Here is a 16334-nt window from a genome sequence, read left to right on the forward strand (position 1 = left end):
CCGTCGCCGCGGCGCCCGCGCAGGGTCCGATTCCCGTCGCCGCGGCGCCCAATCCCGGCCCGGCTCCCGCGCCGTAGCGAGGCGGCGCGTCAGCCCACCGCCTCGATCGACGCCGGGACGTGCCCCGGCCGGGGCCCCGGGTACTCCGACGCGCCGCAGACCGTCGCCCACCCCACCCCGCCCCGAACGCCCCACCCCGCCCCGAACGCCGAGCCGGGCTGGCACGCGGCTTCGCCCGGGGGAGTCGTCCACCTTCGATCGCCTCAGAGCCGCGGCGTCCCCGCGATCACGACTCTGGCGGCAATCTCGACGCCCCCCGGACGGCGTGTGGCCGGGTGAGGTCGGCGGGGCCGCTAGACCCCGGCGGCTTCGTTGAGGTCCTGGAGCCTGCCGGTGGCCTCGAGGTACTCCTGCACCCAGCGCTCGATCACCACCGCGGTCTTCTCGACCTTCTCGAACTGGCCCACCACCTGGCCCACGGGATTGAACGCCACGTCGACGGTCTCGTTGGGGTACTTGTGGGTGGCCGCGACCGCCATCCCGGACACCATGTACTGCAACGGCATTCCCAGGGGCTTCGGGTTGTCCGGGTTCTCCCAGGCGTCGGTCCAGTCGTTGCGCAGCATGCGGGCGGGCTTGCCGGTGAAGGACCGGCTGCGCACGGTGTCGCGACTGGTGGCCTTGGCGTAGGCGGCGTGCTGCACGTCGGTGTGCTCGGATTCCTCCACCATCACCCACTGCGAACCCGTCCATGCGCCCTGTGCGCCGAGTGCCAGGGCCGCGGCGATCTGCTGTCCGCTGCCGATGCCGCCGGCGGCCAACACCGGGACCGGTGCGACGGCCTTGACCACCTGGGGCCACAGCACGATGGAGCCCACCTCGCCGGAGTGGCCACCGGCCTCGCCGCCCTGCGCGATGATGATGTCCACGCCGGCGGCGGCGTGCTTTTGCGCCTGCGAGGGAGAGCCGCACAGCGCGGCCACCTTGCGGCCCGCGGCATGGATGTGATCGATCATGTCGGCGGGCGGCGTGCCCAGCGCGTTGGCGATGAGCGTCATCTTGGGATGTCGCAACGCGATCTCGACCTGCGGCGTGGCGGTGGCCTCGGTCCACCCGAGCAGCTGGAAGGCGTCGGCGCCGCTGTTCTCGATCGGCACGCCGTGGTCGGAGAGGATCTTGCGGGCGAAGTCGACGTGCTCCTGGGGCACCATGTCCTGCAGCGTCTTGGTCAGTTCGTCGGCCGACAGGCCCGAGTCCATGCCCTCGTACTTGTTGGGGATGACGATGTCGACGCCGTAGGTGTGGTCGCCGATGTGCTGGTCGATCCAGTTGAGTTCGATCTCCAGCTGTTCGGGCGTGAAGCCGACGGCGCCGAGCACGCCGAACCCGCCGGCCTTGCTGACGGCCACGACCACGTCGCGGCAGTGGGTGAACGCGAAGATCGGGAACTCGATGTCCAGGACGTCGCAAAGGGGAGTGTGCATACCGGCTCCTAGGGCCACGGGACGACGATCGGAAAAAGTGGAACGTGTTCTAGTTTGATACCCGGCCAGGGTGCCCGCGGTCAACCGGCCACGCCACGATGCGCGGCGCGCGGTGCGCCTCGTCGCGAAGGCGTCCGGGATCGGGCACGCTGGGGACGTGCCCACCGCGACGCGCTGGCTCGACCACTCGTTGGTGGTCGCCGCGGACTATCGCGTACCCGCGCCGGCGCGCGTGGGGCCGCTGCTGCGGCGCCGGCAGTCGGCCTTGGCCGCCATGGGCGCCCACCACGTCCTGGTGTACGCGTCCGTCGCCGATCCCCGCCGGGTCGTGGTGATGATCGCGATCCACGCCCGCGAGACCGTCGCGGAGTTGCTGCGGTCACGGGTGTTCTTCGACTGGTTCGACGACGCGGGGGTCGACGACATCCCCGCCCTGTTCGCCGGCGAACTCGTCGAACGACTCGACCTGGTCGGTGACGAGTACGCGTCGGCACCGGAGGTGCTGGTGTCGGTGATGACGCCGGTGGTCGACGTGACCAACCTGATCACCCACGTCCGCGAGACGGCCGGCGCGCTGCGCGCGGCGGGCATCCGGAAGCTGTCGATCTTCGACGCCTTCGACGATTCTCGCGAGGTGATGATGCTGTTCCAGATCGACGACGAGGGTCACGCCCGGCACTGGCTACGCGATTCGGACCTGTCCACCGAGTGGCTGGGCCGCGCCGGGATCGGCGCCTACCCGCCCGTGTTCGTGGGGCGACTGCAGTGCGTGCTGGCCATCGACCACACCGCCCCCGGTCGGTGAGTGTCAGGGCCGCGCCTCGCCGTTGCGCGCGAGGCGCCGCAGCAGCCGGGAGGACCGGCGGGGCGCCGACCCGTCGGGGTGCAGCACGGGCCACCCGCGACGCGCGGCCTCGGCCGCCAGGCCCGCGCGCGGGTTCACGGGCCGGGGGAAGCCCACGTCGCGCATGAGGTGTACGTCCTCGTCGCCGTCGGCGTAGAAGTAGCTGCGGGCCAGGTCCACGCCGTTGGCCGCGCTGAAGCGGCGTGCCGCGTCGGCCTTGCGGGCCCCCCAGACGATGGGCCGCACGATGTCGCCGGTGAGGGCGCCGGCGTCGTCCACCGCGAAGTGGTTGCACACCACGTGCGTGATCCCCAGATAGCGGGCCACCGGCTCGGCGTGGATGGTGAGTGCCGACGAACTCATCACGACGGTGTGACCGCGGTCCTGGTGGGCGGCGACGATCTGACGCATGGTGTCGTACACGCGGGTCTCGATGTGCCTGCGGAACAGCTGCTCGCCCAGGACGTCGAGATCGGCCAGCGGTTCGCCACGCAGGTAGCCCGCGGCCCGCACGATCAGGCGTTCGAACTCCATGCGACCGAGGCGGTAGCGCACCGAGGCCTCGATGACCCCGAGTACCTCGCCGATGCGGGCCTGCCGGTTGCGGATGCGATGACCTGCGTGAACCGTCGCCGTAAACCCGGAGACCAGGGTGCCGTCGAGGTCGAAGAAGGCGCCGACGGCGGCCTCCCGCGGGCTTGCGGCAATGGCCTCCAACTGCGTGCGCGCCGTCGTCACCTCGCCAATTTCATCACGGATGTCTGACGCCCGCCGCCGCGTTGGGTGGCCGAGCAGCGCGGCGTCACCCACATCGGCTAGGTTCGACCACAGTAGTGTTTCGTTCTCGCCGGGTTCAGCGCGCAGCCTCGTGGGCACGGAATGACAGCCGATCCGCCCGTCAGCGCGTCGGCCGAACAGGGAAGATGGGCATTGGACGAACAACTCGACTCATCGGCCGCGGGCGCGGCTTCCTCGTCGTCGTCGGCGTGTGAGGTCAGCGAGCGGCAGGTCGGAGAGGTCGCCGTGGTGGCGCCCTCCGGTGTGGTGGACATGCTGACCGCCCCCCAGCTCGAGCAAGCCATCGGTACGGCGCTGGCAAAGAAGCCCAGCGGACTGGTCGTCGACTTGACCGAGGTGGAGTTCCTCGCGTCGGCGGGCATGGGTGTCATCGTCGCGGCGCACGACCAGAAGGACGACGCCACGACGTTTTGCATCGTGGCCGAGGGGCCTGCCACCAGTCGCCCGCTGAAGCTCGTGGGCATCGCGGACATCGTGCCGATGTACGCCAGTCTCGACGAGGCGCTCTCGGCTCTGGAGTCCTGACCGGCGGCCCGCGAATTCGCCTCGCAGACACGCTTACCGAGCTGACCGATCGGGTAAGCACAACCTGCCATGATCGAGCCAATGCCTACCGCCGACGTTGCCAACGCCGAGCGCTTCGCGCGTCTTGGCGTCGTGGCCGATGCGAGAACAGCCGGTCAGATCCGCGACGAGTTCGCGCGTTGGCTGCGTGAGCACTTCGACCTGGACCCGGTGCGCACCAGCGACCTGGTGCTGGCGATCAACGAAGCGTTGGCCAATTGCGCCGAGTTCGCCTACGTCGGGCACCCGCGGCGCGGCACCATGGACCTGCTGGCCGCGCACGATCCGTCCTCCGGGACCATCACGGTCGTGATCGCCGATCGAGGATCGTGGCGCAACCCCGATTCGCCGCGGGCGCTCAGCCGCGGCCGCGGCATTCCCCTCATGGAGGCGCTGGCGGATCGCGCCGAGATCGACGCCACGGATTCCGGCACGCACGTCCGGCTGGAATGGTCGAACGTGGGCCGTCTGACGTAGCACATACCGGCGACCCAGGCCGGCGACCTAGCGGTCGATCCTGACGACGCCGCGCCCCGTGCCCAACGGCATGTCCAGCGTGGTACGGATGCCCGCAGGCGCGGCCACCACGTCGGGGATCGCGTTGACGATGCGCCCGGCGGCGGCGAGGATCGCGGCGTAGTTGTGGTCGCCGTTGCGGCTGGTGGGCGAGACGTCCATGACGTAGGACGGTTCCCCGGTGATCTCCACGCGGTACGAACCGCCCGGTTGCGCCGGTTGCGCCCAGTCCGGTCGCAGGTCGCCGCGCAATCGGGTGACGTGTTCCACCACGATGACCGGCGTGCCTGCCACCATGCCCTCGATCAGGAACCGCACGGCGGCCACGGTGCCCCGCGCGATGGTGCCGACGGCGACGTCGAAGTCCTCGGGAGCGGGTTCTTGCTCGACGGAGTCGCGGATCTCGTCGAGTTCGACGCCCAGGCCCGCGGCGAGCTGCCGCAGCGCGGTGCCCCACGCGATGCTCAACACACCCGGTTGGAACAGGATCGGCAGATCCCCCATCTGGTTGCCGAAACCCATCACGTCGAACATCACGGTGGCGCCGTCGTAGGTCGCGTAGTCGGCGATCTCCATGGTGCGGATCTGCTCGATGCGCTGGCACGTCGACGCCAAGGCGAACGGCAGCAGGTCGGTGGCGAAACCCGGATCCACGCCGGTGATGAAGATCGTCGAATCGCCCTCGCGCGCAGCGTCTTGCACGCGGTCGACGTACTTGTCCGGGATCACTCCCCAGGGATACTGCAGCACGCCCGGTGCGGAACCGACGACGTCGATGCCCGCGGCGAGGATCCGTCGGACGTCGGCCATGGCCTCGGGCAGCCGCACGTCGCCCATGGCGCAGTAGACGATGCAGTCCGGCCGGGCGTCGATGATCGCGTCGAGGTCGTCGGTGGCCGCGACGCCCGTCGTGACGTCGAGCCCGGCGAGGTCGCCGGCGTCCCTGCCGACCTTCGCGGCCGTGGACACCCACACTCCCGTCAGCTCGAAGCGGGGATCTTCGACCAGCTGACGCAGGGCCAGGCTGCCGCAGTTGCCGGTTCCGATGAGCGCGACGCGATGGGGCATGCCGACGAGTATGCGTTGCCCACCAGCGAATTGGAACAGGTTCTAGTTCTCGGGGGCATGCGGTAGCCTGACCCGTCATGGGACGCGTCGACGGAAAAGTGACACTGATCAGCGGCGGAGCACGGGGGATGGGCGCCGCGCACGCCCGCGCACTGGTGGCCGAGGGCGGCAAGGTGGTTATCGGTGACATCCTCGACGACGAGGGCAAGGCGCTCGCCGACGAACTCGGCGAAGCCGCTCGCTACGTGCACCTCGACGTCACCGACGCCGAACAGTGGGACGCCGCCGTGCGGGTCGCCGTCGACGAGTTCGGCAGGCTGACCGCCCTGGTCAACAATGCCGGCATCGTGGCGCTGGGCCAGATCGGCAAGTTCGACATGGCCAAGTGGCAGAAGGTCATCGACGTCAACCTCACCGGAACGTTCCTGGGCATGCAGGCCGTCGTCGAGCAGATGAAGGCCGCAGGCGAAGGTTCGATCATCAACGTGTCGTCCATCGAGGGGCTCCGCGGAGCACCCATGGTGCATCCCTACGTGGCGAGCAAGTGGGCCGTGCGCGGGTTGGCCAAGTCCGCGGCCATCGAGCTGGGGCCCAAGAACATCCGCGTCAACTCGATCCACCCCGGGTTCATCCGCACGCCCATGACCAAGCACTTCCCCGACGACATGGTGACCGCACCGCTGCGGCGTCCCGGCACGTCCGAGGAGGTCTCGTCGTTCGTGGTCTTCCTGGTCAGCGACGAGTCGTCGTTCGCCACCGGCAGCGAGTTCGTGATGGACGGCGGTCTGGTCACCGACGTGCCCCACAAGGATCTCTTCTAGCGGCGACCCGCGCCGGCGGTCTCTTCTCGCGGCGACGCCGACGACCTCCCGTTCGCACCCCCGGCGGCGGTTGGGCACAATGAACGCTTCACGCCGTTCGACCCGGTCCCACCGTGGCTCGTGGACCGGGAGGAGTACCGACATCTCGACCGTGCCCCGGCGACGCGCAGGGCTGGCCGCCGCACTCGCCGTCGTCGCGCTGCTGCTGCTCCTCGCCACGCCCGGAGACGTCCCCCGATTCGCCACCCCCGAGGCCCCGGCCACGACCGTCGAACTCGCCGACGGGTGGGGTTTGGCGTCGGCGAGAGTCGTCGGCGACGACGGTGCGGCCATCTCCTCGGCCGGCTACGCCGATCCCCGGTGGCATGCGGTGCGGAGCATGCCGGCGACGGTGCTGCAGGCGCTCGAGGACGACGGCACCTATCCCAACCTGTACTTCGGCAAGAACCTGCGCGACGAGGTGCCGCAGGACCTGTGGCGCCAGGACTGGTGGTACCGCACCACGTTCGACGCACCCGCCGGGCACACCAGCTACCGGTTGAAGCTGCCGGGCATCAACTATCGCGCCCAGATCTGGCTCAACGGTCGAATGGTCGCCGACGACCGACAGGTGGTCGGCATGTACGTCGACCACGACGTCGACGTCTCGGCGGCCATCACCCGCGGTGCGCCCAACGTGCTGGCCATCCGCATCACCCCGGAACGGGCGCTGCAGGACGTCGACGGCGTGGAACTCGCCGACAGCTGGTTCGACTGGATCAACTGGAACTACCTCGGCTACCAGGGGCCCGGCAAGAACCCGGTCAACGGCAACTCGTTCGTCGCCGACCGCAACGCAGGCATCTGGAAGCCGGTGTCCCTCGAGGCGTCGGGTCCCGTCACCACCACGACGGGCACCGTCACCACGGCACTGCCGCTGCCGTCGACCGACAGCGCGCGACTCACCGTGTACGCCACCGTGCGCAACACCGGCGCCGAGCGCGTCCGCGGCACGGTGCGGGCGCGGATCTCGCGTCCCGGCACGCCGACGGTGACGGTCGAGCAGTCGGTCGGTCTCGGCCCGGGCGAGACCCGCGAGGTGCGATTCTCGCCCGACGACTTCGCCGAGCTACGGGTGCAGCACCCCGACCTGTGGTGGCCCTACACCATGGGGTCGCCCAACCTGTATGACCTGCACATCGACTTCGTGCAGTTCGGCCAGTCCGTCGACACCTTCGCCACCCGGTTCGGGGTGCGCGAGGTCGCCCAGTTTCGCGACGACGACGAGCGCTTCCCCGAACTGGGGCGCGGCGGCAGCTTCTACCTGCGGGTCAACGGCCGTGACTTCCTGGTGCGCGGCGCCACCTACACCCCCGACCTGCTGTACGACTACGACCCCGCCCGCGAGGACGCCATCCTGGGCTACGCGCGGGATCTCGGTCTGAACATGCTGCGGCTGGAGTCCAAGATCCCCACCGAACGCTTCGTCGAGCGGGCCGACGAACTCGGGATCCCCCTCATGGTCGGCTGGATGTGCTGCAACCAGTGGGAGAAGTGGCCGCAGTGGGACGCCGAGGACGACCGCGTGGCCCGCGAGAGCCTGCGCTCGCAGATCACGATGCTGCGGTCGCACGCGGCGTCGTTCGTGTGGGCCAACGCCAGCGACGGCAGGCCTCCGGCCCCGGTGGCCGACGCCTATCACCGCATCCTCGCGGAGTTGCACTGGCCCAACGCGGTGGTCGACAGCGTGTCCTCCTACGCCGTCGACGACCGCGGCGAACGGCTGTGGGACGGCATTCAGATGGCCGGCCCGTACTCCTGGCGGCCACCGACCTACTGGTTCAGCGGACGGTACCGGGCCGCGCGCGGCGCGTCGGCGGAGCAGGGCGACAACGAGCACGTGCCGCCGTTTGCGAGCCTGCGGCGATTCATCCCCCGCGACGAGCTGTGGCCCATCAACGACTTCTGGTACTTCCACGCCGGGTCGAACCCGGACAACGCCGGCCTGCGCAGCATCCAGCGTGCGGTCAACCGCCGCTACGGATACTCCGACGACGCCGAGGAGTTCGCGGCCAAGGCCCAACTGGCGCACTACGAGTCGACGCGCGCGCAGTTCGAGGCGTTCGCCGCACTCGGCTGGGCAGACCACAAGATGACCATCTACTGGATGCTCAACAACCACTGGCCATCCTTCTTCGGCAACCTGTTCGACTACTACCTGCGCCCCGGCGGCGCCTACTTCGGCGCCAAGAAGGGCCTGCGGCCGCTGTCGGTGGTGTTCGACTCCTACGCCACCGGCGCGCATCAGAACGCCCGCGTGATGGCCGTCAACCAGAGCCCCGACGTCGCCGCCGACGTCCGGGTGCGGGTGCGTACCTACGACCTGAACGGCCGCGTGCGCGACGACCGCTCCAGTGCGCCGATGACGCTGGCGTCCGGCGCGAGCACCCTGGCGCTGACGCTGCCGCGCACCGTGCGCGACTCGCGGGTGTTCTTCGTGCGCTGCGAGTTGCTCGACCGCGACGGCGGCGTCCTGGCCGACAACACGTACTGGCAGTCCCAGCAGAACGACGACGTCGGAGATCCCGATCGCGACTTCGCGTTCCAGCTCGATCAGGCCAGCTGGGCCGACATGACCGCGCTCAACCAGATGCCGCGGGCCACGCTGGAGGTGTCCGCGCGCCACGCCGCCGACGGGACGGGCCGAGACGGCGTCGTCATCCGGCTCACCAACCCCACCCCCAGGATCGCGTTCTTCGCCAGGGCCGAGGTGACCGCCGAGCGCGACGGCGACGAGATCCTGCCCATCACCTACGACGACAACTACGTCACCGTCTATCCCGGCGAGAGCGTCGACGTGCGGGCGGTGCCGTCGGGTGACCCGAGCGCCGCACGCTGGGCGCGGGTGACGCCGTACGGGGCACCGCCCATCGAGGTGCCCGTCACGTGAGGATCGTGTGTCGATGGTGCGCGGTCGGGTAGAAACGAGACGAGGCACCAACGACTGACGGGAGGCTGAGATGACCGACGTGCCACCACTCGGCGAGGCCGACGACGCCGACGTCGCCGAACAGGCCAGGACCCTCGACGACGTCGAGGACGTCGCGGGCGACGACGAGACCGCCGCCGCCGTCCCCGCGATCGACGTCGCGCTGGAGGCCGATCCCGCGGACTACCTCGAGCAGCATCAACCGGTCGCCACGGCGGACGACGAGGACTACCCGGCGGTCTCCGACGAGCCGTGACGCAGGGCCGCGTCGAGCACCACCTCCGGCCGTGCCCACGGCAGCGCCCCGCCCACACCTGGCACGACGGTGCGGGACGCCCCGAGCCGGGCGGCCAGCGTGCGTGCCAGGTCGGGGGAGTGCGCGCGGTCGTCGGCCCCGACGAGGATCGACACCGGCACCGGCGGGCTGAACAACTCCGGGGGCCACGCCGTCATGGCCAGCACGGTGTCCCTGGCGTAGCCGTCCGGGCCGCCTGCCAAGCCATCCTCGAGCGCGTCGAGGAACGACGCCCGGAAACGCGGGTCGTCGTAGACGGCGCCGTCGGAGGGCGGGTGGTCGCCTAGGGCGAGGTCGAACAGCGCGCGCGGTGTCACCTCGGCCAGCGTGGCCAGCACCAGGTCCGGGCGTTCGGCGACGTCGGCCAGCAGCGCCCGGTAACCCGGCTCCAGGTGCGCGTTGACCGGCGGGTGGGCCATGTCGTCGATGGGTGCGGCCAGCACGACGCGGCTGGCCCGTCCGGTGGTCGCCAGCGCCAGCGCGAACGGGGCGCCCTGCGAGTGTGCGACGACCGGCACCGGGGCGCCGATCACCTCGTCGACCAGGTGCGCCACGTCGGCGGCCACGCTGCTCAACGTCTTGGCCGGATCGGGAGTGGAGCTGCCCAGCCCGGGACGGTCCACCGAGATCAGGAGCACGCCGCGCTGCGACAGCAGACCGTCGCCGAACCGCATCCTGCGGCCGCAGCCCGCTCCCGGCAGGAACACGACCGGCACGCCGTCTGACGGTCCGTACCGGGCATACCCCAATCGGCGGCCGTCGGCGAGGATCATGACGTCGGGCACGTGCGCACTCTAGTCCGTCGGCGCTGCGCCGGGACGGCGCAGGACCGCGCGCAGCACCGACGGTCGCGCGCCGCGCGCCCGAATCGTCGTAGGGTCGCAGACGTGAGTGTGCGCGCGGGCATCGTCGTCACCGGTACCGAGGTTCTGACGGGCCGGGTCCAGGACCTCAACGGGCCGTGGTTGGCCGATCAGCTGCTGGCACTGGGGGTCGAGCTGGCCCACGTCACCATCTGCGGTGACCGTCCCGACGACATCGAGGCGCAGTTGCGGTTCCTCGCAGGCGAGGGCGTCGACCTGATCATCACCAGCGGCGGGCTGGGACCCACCGCCGACGACATGACCGTCGCCACGGTGGCCCGGTTCTGCGGCCGCGACCTGGTGCTCGACGAGGATCTGGAGCGGCGCATCGCCGACATCCTGCGCCGGCTGCTGCAGCGCCGCCTCGGCGACGACGCCGCCGCCGTCGACTTCGAGCACGTGCTCGCGGCCAATCGCAAACAGGCGATGGTCCCGGTGGGTGCGGAGATCCTCGATCCCGTCGGCACCGCGCCCGGCGTCGTCGTCGCGGGCACTCCCACCGTGGTGGTGCTGCCGGGGCCGCCCAGGGAACTGCAACCGATGTTCCCCGCGGCACTGGCCACCACCGCGGTCGCCCAGGCCATCTCGGGCCGAACCGTGTACCGGCAGCAGACCATCCGCATGTTCGGGTTGCCCGAGTCGGGGCTCGCCGAGACGCTGCGTGTCGGCGAAGCCGAGATCGCCGGCTTCGAACGGCTCGAGATCACGACGTGCCTGCGCCGCGGCGAACTCGAGATCGTCACGCGGTACGAACCCGACGACCAACCGGTCTACGACGCGCTGGTCGACCTGCTGCAGAGCCACCACCGCCGCGAGGTGTTCTCCACCGACGGGTCGCTGATCGACGAGCAGGTGGCGGCGCTGCTGACTGGCCGGACCGTCGCCACGGCCGAATCCTGCACGGCGGGAATGATCGCCGCGCGCCTCACCGACCTTCCCGGGTCGTCGGCCTACGTCGCCGGGGGCGTGGTGTCGTACTCCAATCAGGCCAAGAGCGAGTTGCTCGGCGTGGACCCGGAACTCATCGAGCGGCACGGGGCGGTGTCCGAGGAGGTCGCGGAGGCCATGGCCGCGGGCGCGCTGGCCCGCTTCGGCGCTGACACCGCGATCGCCACCACGGGCATCGCAGGACCGGGTGGGGGAACCGCCGAGAAACCGGTCGGCACGGTGTGTTTCGCCGTCGGACTCGGCGACGGCACGATGCTGGTCCGCCGACTGCTGCTGCCGGGCGGCCGGTCCGACGTCAGGGAGCGATCGACGACGGTCGCACTACACCTGCTGCGGCGGGCGCTGACCGAAGGACGTTGAGCGCGGATGTCGTTCTTGCGCAGCCTCGCCGAACTCGATGCCCTGCTCGAGGAGCTGCCCGAGCTGTCCGGACTGCCGCGCCGTCTCGACGATCTGCCCGGCGGGTTGACCAACCGCAACGTCAAGGTGACCACGCCCACCGGGGTGTACGTGGCGCGCTGTCACGACCCGTCGTCCAGCCTGCTGGGCATCGACCGCGACAACGAGTACCACAACACCCGGGCTGCCGCAGCGGCCGGGGTGGGTGCCCCCGTGTTCGACTACCGTCCCGATCTCGGCATCCTGCTGATCGGTTACGTGCCTGGGCGCACGCTCACCGAGGCCGACTTCGGCAGGACCGGCGTCATCGCCAAGGTGGCGCACGGTTGCCGTCGGCTGCACGCCGGTCCGCGGTTCCTGCGTGACTTCGACATGTTCGCCCAACAGGCGGCGTATCTGAACGTGGTGCGCCGGCACGGTTTCCGGCTACCGGAGGGGTACGAATCGTACGCCGAGCACTTCGCCGCCATCCGCGTGGCCCTCGCGGGCGACCAGACGACGGTGCCGTGCAACAACGACCTGCTGGCGGCCAACTTCGTCGAGGACGGCGACCACGTGTGGCTCATCGACTACGAGTACTCCGGCAACAACGATCCCAGCTTCGAACTCGGCAACGTGTGGCGGGAATGTCGCCTGTCCCTCGAGCAGCTCGAGGAACTGGTGACGTGCTACCACGGACGCCCGTCACGACGTCTGCTGGCCAGGGCACGGTTGCAGGGCACGGTGTCCCAGTACGGCTGGACGCTGTGGGGTTGCATCCAACACGGCTCCAGTGCGCTCGAATTCGACTTCTGGGCCTGGACCCTGGAGCGCTACGAGCGCGCCGTGGAGGAGTTCCGTCACCCCGACTTCCACCGCTTGCTCGACGACGTTCGAGCGGCCGACTGAAGGGCGATCGATGTCAGATCACGCGCTACCGACCCGCTGCCACGTCGTCGTCATCGGCGGCGGCGTCATCGGAACCAGCGTCGCCTACCACCTGACCAAGCTCGGCTACCGTGACGTGCTCCTGCTGGAGCAGGGTCGGCTGTCGTCCGGGACCACCTGGCACGCAGCCGGTCTGGTGGGGCAGCTGCGGGCCTCGGAGAGCGGCACGCGGTTGGTGCAGTACTCCTGCGCGCTCTACGCCGAGCTGGAGGCCGAGACCGGGCTGACCGCGGGCTACCGGCAGTGCGGTGGGGTGACCGTGGCACGCACCGACGACCGCATGACCCAGCTGCGCCGCACCGCGGCCAACGCCGCGGCCTTCGATCTGGAATGCGAGCTGCTCACGCCGCAGGAAGCGCTCGCGCACTATCCGGTGATGCGCGTCGACGACCTGGTGGGCGCCATCTGGCTACCTGCCGACGGGCGCGCGAACCCCACCGATCTGACGCTGGCGCTGGCCAAGGGCGCACGCCAGCGAGGTGCGCGAATCATGGAGCGCACCAGGGTGATCGGAGTGACGACCGACTCCGGCGGCGGCACCGGGGGCCGTCGCGGCAGGCGGGTGACCGGGGTACGCACCGACGCCGGTGACGTCGAGGCCGAGATCGTCGTGAACTGTGCCGGTCAGTGGGCCATGCAGGTGGGTGCGATGGCCGGGGTCAACGTGCCGCTGCATTCCGCCGAGCACTTCTACGTGGTCACCGAGCCCATCGCAGGCGTGCACCCCGACATGCCGATCCTGCGAGACCCCGATGGCTACACCTACTTCAAGGAGGAGGTGGGCGGCCTGGTGGTGGGCGGCTTCGAGCCGCAGGCCAAGCCCTGGTTGTCCCCGACCGAGATCCCGTACCCGTTCGAATTCCAGCTGTTGGAAGAGGATTGGGAACACTTCCAGGTTCTCATGGACAGTGCGCTGTTACGCATCCCGGTGCTCGAACGGACGGGCCTGAAGAAGCTCTACAACGGTCCGGAGAGCTTCACGCCGGACAACCAGTTCATCCTGGGCGAGGCCCCCGAGTGTGCCAACTTCTTCGTGGGTGCCGGCTTCAACTCGGTGGGCATCGCCTCCGCGGGCGGCGCCGGGCGCGCCCTTGCCGAGTGGATCGTCGGCGGCGAGCCGACGTCGGATCTCACCGGGGTGGACATCCGTCGGTTCGCGCCGTTCAACGGCAACCCCCGGTGGCTGCACGATCGGGTGGCCGAGGTACTCGGGCTGCACTACGAGATTCCCTGGCCCAACCGCGAGATGACGACCGCCCGACCCTTCCGCCGGTCTCCCGTGCATCACCTGCTGGTCGACGCCGGTGCCAACTTCGGCAGCCGGATGGGATGGGAACGCGCCAACTTCTTCGCCCCGCCGGGGCACGAGGCGAGAATCGAATACTCCTGGGGCAAGCCGAACTGGCTGCCGTGGTCGGCCGCCGAACAGACCGCGACCAGGACCGCTGTCACCGTCTTCGACCAGACGTCCTTCTCCAAGTACCTCGTGGTGGGTCCCGACGCCGAGGCCGCCCTGCAGTGGCTGTGCACGGCCGACGTCGCCGTCGAGGTGGGGCGCACCGTCTACACCGGCATGCTCAACGCGCGTGGCACCTACGAGTCCGACGTCACCGTGACCCGCACGGCGCCCGACGAATACCTGGTGGTGAGCAGCGCGGCCACCACCGAACGGGACAAGGACCACATGGCGCGGCACCTGCCGCCAGACGCCAGGGCCCACGTCGTGGACGTGACCTCGGCGACGGCGGTGTTCGGGGTGATGGGTCCGCGGTCCCGCGATCTGCTGGCCACGCTCACCGACGCCGACCTCTCCGATGCGGCCTTCCCGTTCGCCACCAGCAGACAGATCGCGCTGGGCTACTCCACCGTGCGGGCCACCCGCATCACCTACGTCGGCGAATTGGGTTGGGAACTATACGTTCCCACCGAGTTCGCCGTCGGCGTGTACGACGACCTGATCGCCGCGGGGGAGCGCTTCGGCATCGCGCGCGGCGGCTACTACGCCATCGAGTCGTTGCGCCTGGAGAAGGGCTACCGCGCCTTCGGCCGGGAGCTGACGCCCAACGACTCGCCCGTCGACGCCGGGCTCGTCTTCGCCTGCAAGCTGCGCACCGACGTCGACTTCCTGGGACGCGCGGCGCTGGAACGGGCCGTGGCGGACGCCCGCGCCGCCGGCGGACCGCGCAGGCGCTTGGTCGGGTTCTCCGTCGCGTCGCCCGACGCGATGCCGTGGGGTGGCGAGCTGGTGCTGCGCGACGGCGTCGTCGCAGGCCAGGTCACCTCCGCGGCCTGGGGACAGACGGTCGGCGCCGCGGTGGGCCTCGCCTATCTGCGTGCCGCCGACGGGGCGGTCGTCGACGCGAACTGGCTGGCCACGGGCAGGTTCGAGATCGCCGTGGGCGGCGCACGGCACGGCATCACCCCGTCCCTCGCCGCACTCTACGACCCGGCCAACTCCGCCATCCGGTGACACCCGCCCGCGCCGCGTCGCACCGCTCGTGCCGACGACCGAGGGCGTACTGTCGTACGCCGACGCCGGCCGCATGCCAGACCCGGACCTCGGAAATGCCAGATACGAGGCCAGACAAAGAGAGTGGAGTGACGTGAAGATCCTGCTGGACGACGCGGAGATGGACGCCCAGCTGGGCCGGACCCTGATCGCCGTGGCCGCCGAGGGATGCGACCTGGGCGAGGCCCTCGCCACCGCCGCCAGGACCTCGGCGGGCGACGCCGACGGCTGGTACGCGCAGTGGTCGGCGACGGCGCAGGCCGCGCACGAGCTGGCCGACCAGGCCCTGGCGACCGGCCATGCCGTCACCGCCCGCAAGGCCTACATGCGCGCCGCCGAGTACTGGCGGCAGGCGTTCTTCTTCATCCGCCGGGACCCGTCGGACGAGCGGCTGCAGCACGCGTGGCGCAGGCACCGCGAGGCGTTCCGCACGGCGCTGCCCATGCTGGGTTGGACGGCGACCGTCGCCGAGATCCCGTTCGCCGGGGTCACGATGTCGGGATACCTGTTGCGTCCGGCCGACGACGAGGTGCCCCGGCCCACGGTGCTGGCGCCGTGCGGCCTGGACTCGACCGCCGAGGCCGGTTACTTCGCCACCGGGTACATGGCGCTGCCGCGCGGGTACAACTTCTTCGTCTTCGAGGGTCCGGGGCAGGGTGGGATGCTCTACGAGCACGGCATGACGTTCCGTCCCGACTTCGAGGTGCCCTTCGGCAACGCCTTCGAGTGGTTGCTGGCCCAACCCGGCGTGCATCCCGACGCGGTCGCGGTGCTGGGTCGCTCGTTCGCCGGCTACCTCGGCCCGCGCGCCGCAGCCTTCGAACCGCGCGTCGCGGCGCTGATCGCCGACCCCGGGCAGTACGACTTCGCCTCCCGGGTGACCGCGCTGGCCAAGGGCTTGGCCGTCGAGGATGCCGGCCAGGACGCCGACCGGTTCGTCGCGCGGCTGCAGGCACGGGACCCCGCGGTGGACGCGCGACTGCAGGCGGCACTGGAGGAGCCGCGCACCCGCGAGTGGTGGGGTGCCCGGATGGCGGCCATCGGCGGGGCCACCGTCGGCGACTTCGTGCGCAAACAGCTCGAATTCACCCTCGAGGGTGTGGCCGAGAAGATCACGTGCCCCACGCTGGTCACCGAGGGTGAGGGCGACTTCGCCTCGCAGAGCCGGCAGCTGTTCGACCGGCTGACGTGCCCCAAGCGGCTGAAGACCTTCACGGCGGCGGAGGGGGCGGGTGGACACTGCGAGGGCCTGGGCGCCGCGGTCTTCGAGAGCTATGTGTTCGACTGGCTCGACGGCGTGATGGGCAGGCAGAGCTAGCGTCGCACCGCC

General features: G+C 70.3%; 14 protein-coding genes. 10 read left to right on the top strand and 4 right to left on the bottom strand.

Annotation, left to right across the window (positions count from 1 at the left end; genetic code table 11):
- Positions 1-353 precede the first annotated feature (353 nt).
- Positions 354-1484: a nitronate monooxygenase gene (locus AC30CM_RS19765; protein WP_490118606.1), complete on the bottom strand. Its 1131-nt coding sequence runs from the start codon at positions 1482-1484 to the stop codon at positions 354-356.
- Between the two features lie 157 nt (positions 1485-1641).
- Here AC30CM_RS19765 and AC30CM_RS19770 point away from each other — a divergent pair, with 157 nt between their 5' ends.
- Positions 1642-2289 (top strand): fatty-acid--CoA ligase, encoded by a 648-nt coding sequence (locus AC30CM_RS19770; RefSeq protein ID WP_490118607.1) that lies wholly within the window; start codon positions 1642-1644, stop codon positions 2287-2289.
- 3 nt (positions 2290-2292) lie between these two features.
- Here the strand turns inward: AC30CM_RS19770 and AC30CM_RS19775 are convergent, their stop codons facing one another.
- The gene (locus AC30CM_RS19775; RefSeq protein WP_490118608.1) at positions 2293-3066 is read right to left on the bottom strand and encodes an HAD family hydrolase; all 774 of its coding nucleotides are present in this window, start codon (positions 3064-3066) and stop codon (positions 2293-2295) included.
- A gap of 141 nt (positions 3067-3207) precedes the next feature.
- On the opposite strand from AC30CM_RS19775, the gene AC30CM_RS19780 reads away from it, so the two are divergent.
- Both AC30CM_RS19780 and AC30CM_RS19785 read left to right on the top strand, forming a co-directional pair.
- Positions 3208-3651: an STAS domain-containing protein gene (locus AC30CM_RS19780; protein ID WP_490118609.1), complete on the top strand. Its 444-nt coding sequence runs from the start codon at positions 3208-3210 to the stop codon at positions 3649-3651.
- Positions 3652-3720: 69 nt separating this feature from the next.
- Positions 3721-4167: an ATP-binding protein gene (locus AC30CM_RS19785; RefSeq protein WP_490118610.1), complete on the top strand. Its 447-nt coding sequence runs from the start codon at positions 3721-3723 to the stop codon at positions 4165-4167.
- 27 nt (positions 4168-4194) lie between these two features.
- On the opposite strand, the gene AC30CM_RS19790 is transcribed toward AC30CM_RS19785, so the two are convergent.
- On the bottom strand, positions 4195-5274 hold the full coding sequence (locus tag AC30CM_RS19790; protein ID WP_490118611.1) for an NAD(P)H-dependent amine dehydrogenase family protein: 1080 nt from the start codon (positions 5272-5274) through the stop codon (positions 4195-4197).
- Positions 5275-5351: 77 nt separating this feature from the next.
- Here AC30CM_RS19790 and AC30CM_RS19795 point away from each other — a divergent pair, with 77 nt between their 5' ends.
- The 3 genes from AC30CM_RS19795 to AC30CM_RS19805 all read left to right on the top strand — a co-directional run bounded on the left by AC30CM_RS19795 (position 5352) and on the right by AC30CM_RS19805 (position 9319).
- Entirely contained in the window at positions 5352-6095 is a 744-nt protein-coding gene (locus tag AC30CM_RS19795; protein ID WP_490118612.1) for a glucose 1-dehydrogenase, read from the top strand.
- 151 nt (positions 6096-6246) lie between these two features.
- On the top strand, positions 6247-9024 hold the full coding sequence (locus AC30CM_RS19800; RefSeq protein WP_490118613.1) for a glycoside hydrolase family 2 protein: 2778 nt from the start codon (positions 6247-6249) through the stop codon (positions 9022-9024).
- Between the two features lie 70 nt (positions 9025-9094).
- Positions 9095-9319 carry a hypothetical protein gene (locus AC30CM_RS19805; protein WP_490118614.1) on the top strand — a complete coding sequence of 75 codons (225 nt, stop codon included), beginning with the start codon at positions 9095-9097 and terminating at the stop codon, positions 9317-9319.
- On the opposite strand, the gene AC30CM_RS19810 is transcribed toward AC30CM_RS19805, so the two are convergent.
- Complete coding sequence (locus AC30CM_RS19810) at positions 9292-10143, bottom strand: alpha/beta fold hydrolase (RefSeq protein WP_490118615.1); 852 nt, start codon at positions 10141-10143, stop codon at positions 9292-9294. The genes AC30CM_RS19805 and AC30CM_RS19810 overlap by 28 nt on opposite strands.
- A gap of 102 nt (positions 10144-10245) precedes the next feature.
- On the opposite strand from AC30CM_RS19810, the gene AC30CM_RS19815 reads away from it, so the two are divergent.
- The 4 genes from AC30CM_RS19815 (at position 10246) to AC30CM_RS19830 (ending at position 16322) form a co-directional block, all read left to right on the top strand.
- Positions 10246-11529 carry a competence/damage-inducible protein A gene (locus AC30CM_RS19815; RefSeq protein WP_490118616.1) on the top strand — a complete coding sequence of 428 codons (1284 nt, stop codon included), beginning with the start codon at positions 10246-10248 and terminating at the stop codon, positions 11527-11529.
- Positions 11530-11535: 6 nt separating this feature from the next.
- The gene (locus AC30CM_RS19820; RefSeq protein ID WP_490118617.1) at positions 11536-12456 is read left to right on the top strand and encodes a phosphotransferase; all 921 of its coding nucleotides are present in this window, start codon (positions 11536-11538) and stop codon (positions 12454-12456) included.
- Between the two features lie 10 nt (positions 12457-12466).
- Positions 12467-14965, top strand: coding sequence for a GcvT family protein (locus AC30CM_RS19825; protein WP_490118618.1), 2499 nt, complete (start codon positions 12467-12469; stop codon positions 14963-14965).
- 133 nt (positions 14966-15098) lie between these two features.
- On the top strand, positions 15099-16322 hold the full coding sequence (locus AC30CM_RS19830) for an alpha/beta hydrolase family protein (protein ID WP_490118619.1): 1224 nt from the start codon (positions 15099-15101) through the stop codon (positions 16320-16322).
- Positions 16323-16334: the final 12 nt, after the last annotated feature.

It is taken from the genome of Mycobacterium sp. DHQP2018-32-09 (genome assembly GCF_058148405.1).

Coding starts and splice junctions, on each gene's coding strand:
- AC30CM_RS19765 (WP_490118606.1), bottom strand. CDS start 1,484: ATGCACACTCCCCTTTGCGACGTCCTGGACATCGAGTTCCCGATCTTC.
- AC30CM_RS19780 (WP_490118609.1), top strand. CDS start 3,208: ATGACAGCCGATCCGCCCGTCAGCGCGTCGGCCGAACAGGGAAGATGG.
- AC30CM_RS19785 (WP_490118610.1), top strand. CDS start 3,721: ATGATCGAGCCAATGCCTACCGCCGACGTTGCCAACGCCGAGCGCTTC.
- AC30CM_RS19790 (WP_490118611.1), bottom strand. CDS start 5,274: ATGCCCCATCGCGTCGCGCTCATCGGAACCGGCAACTGCGGCAGCCTG.
- AC30CM_RS19795 (WP_490118612.1), top strand. CDS start 5,352: ATGGGACGCGTCGACGGAAAAGTGACACTGATCAGCGGCGGAGCACGG.
- AC30CM_RS19805 (WP_490118614.1), top strand. CDS start 9,095: ATGACCGACGTGCCACCACTCGGCGAGGCCGACGACGCCGACGTCGCC.
- AC30CM_RS19820 (WP_490118617.1), top strand. CDS start 11,536: ATGTCGTTCTTGCGCAGCCTCGCCGAACTCGATGCCCTGCTCGAGGAG.
- AC30CM_RS19825 (WP_490118618.1), top strand. CDS start 12,467: ATGTCAGATCACGCGCTACCGACCCGCTGCCACGTCGTCGTCATCGGC.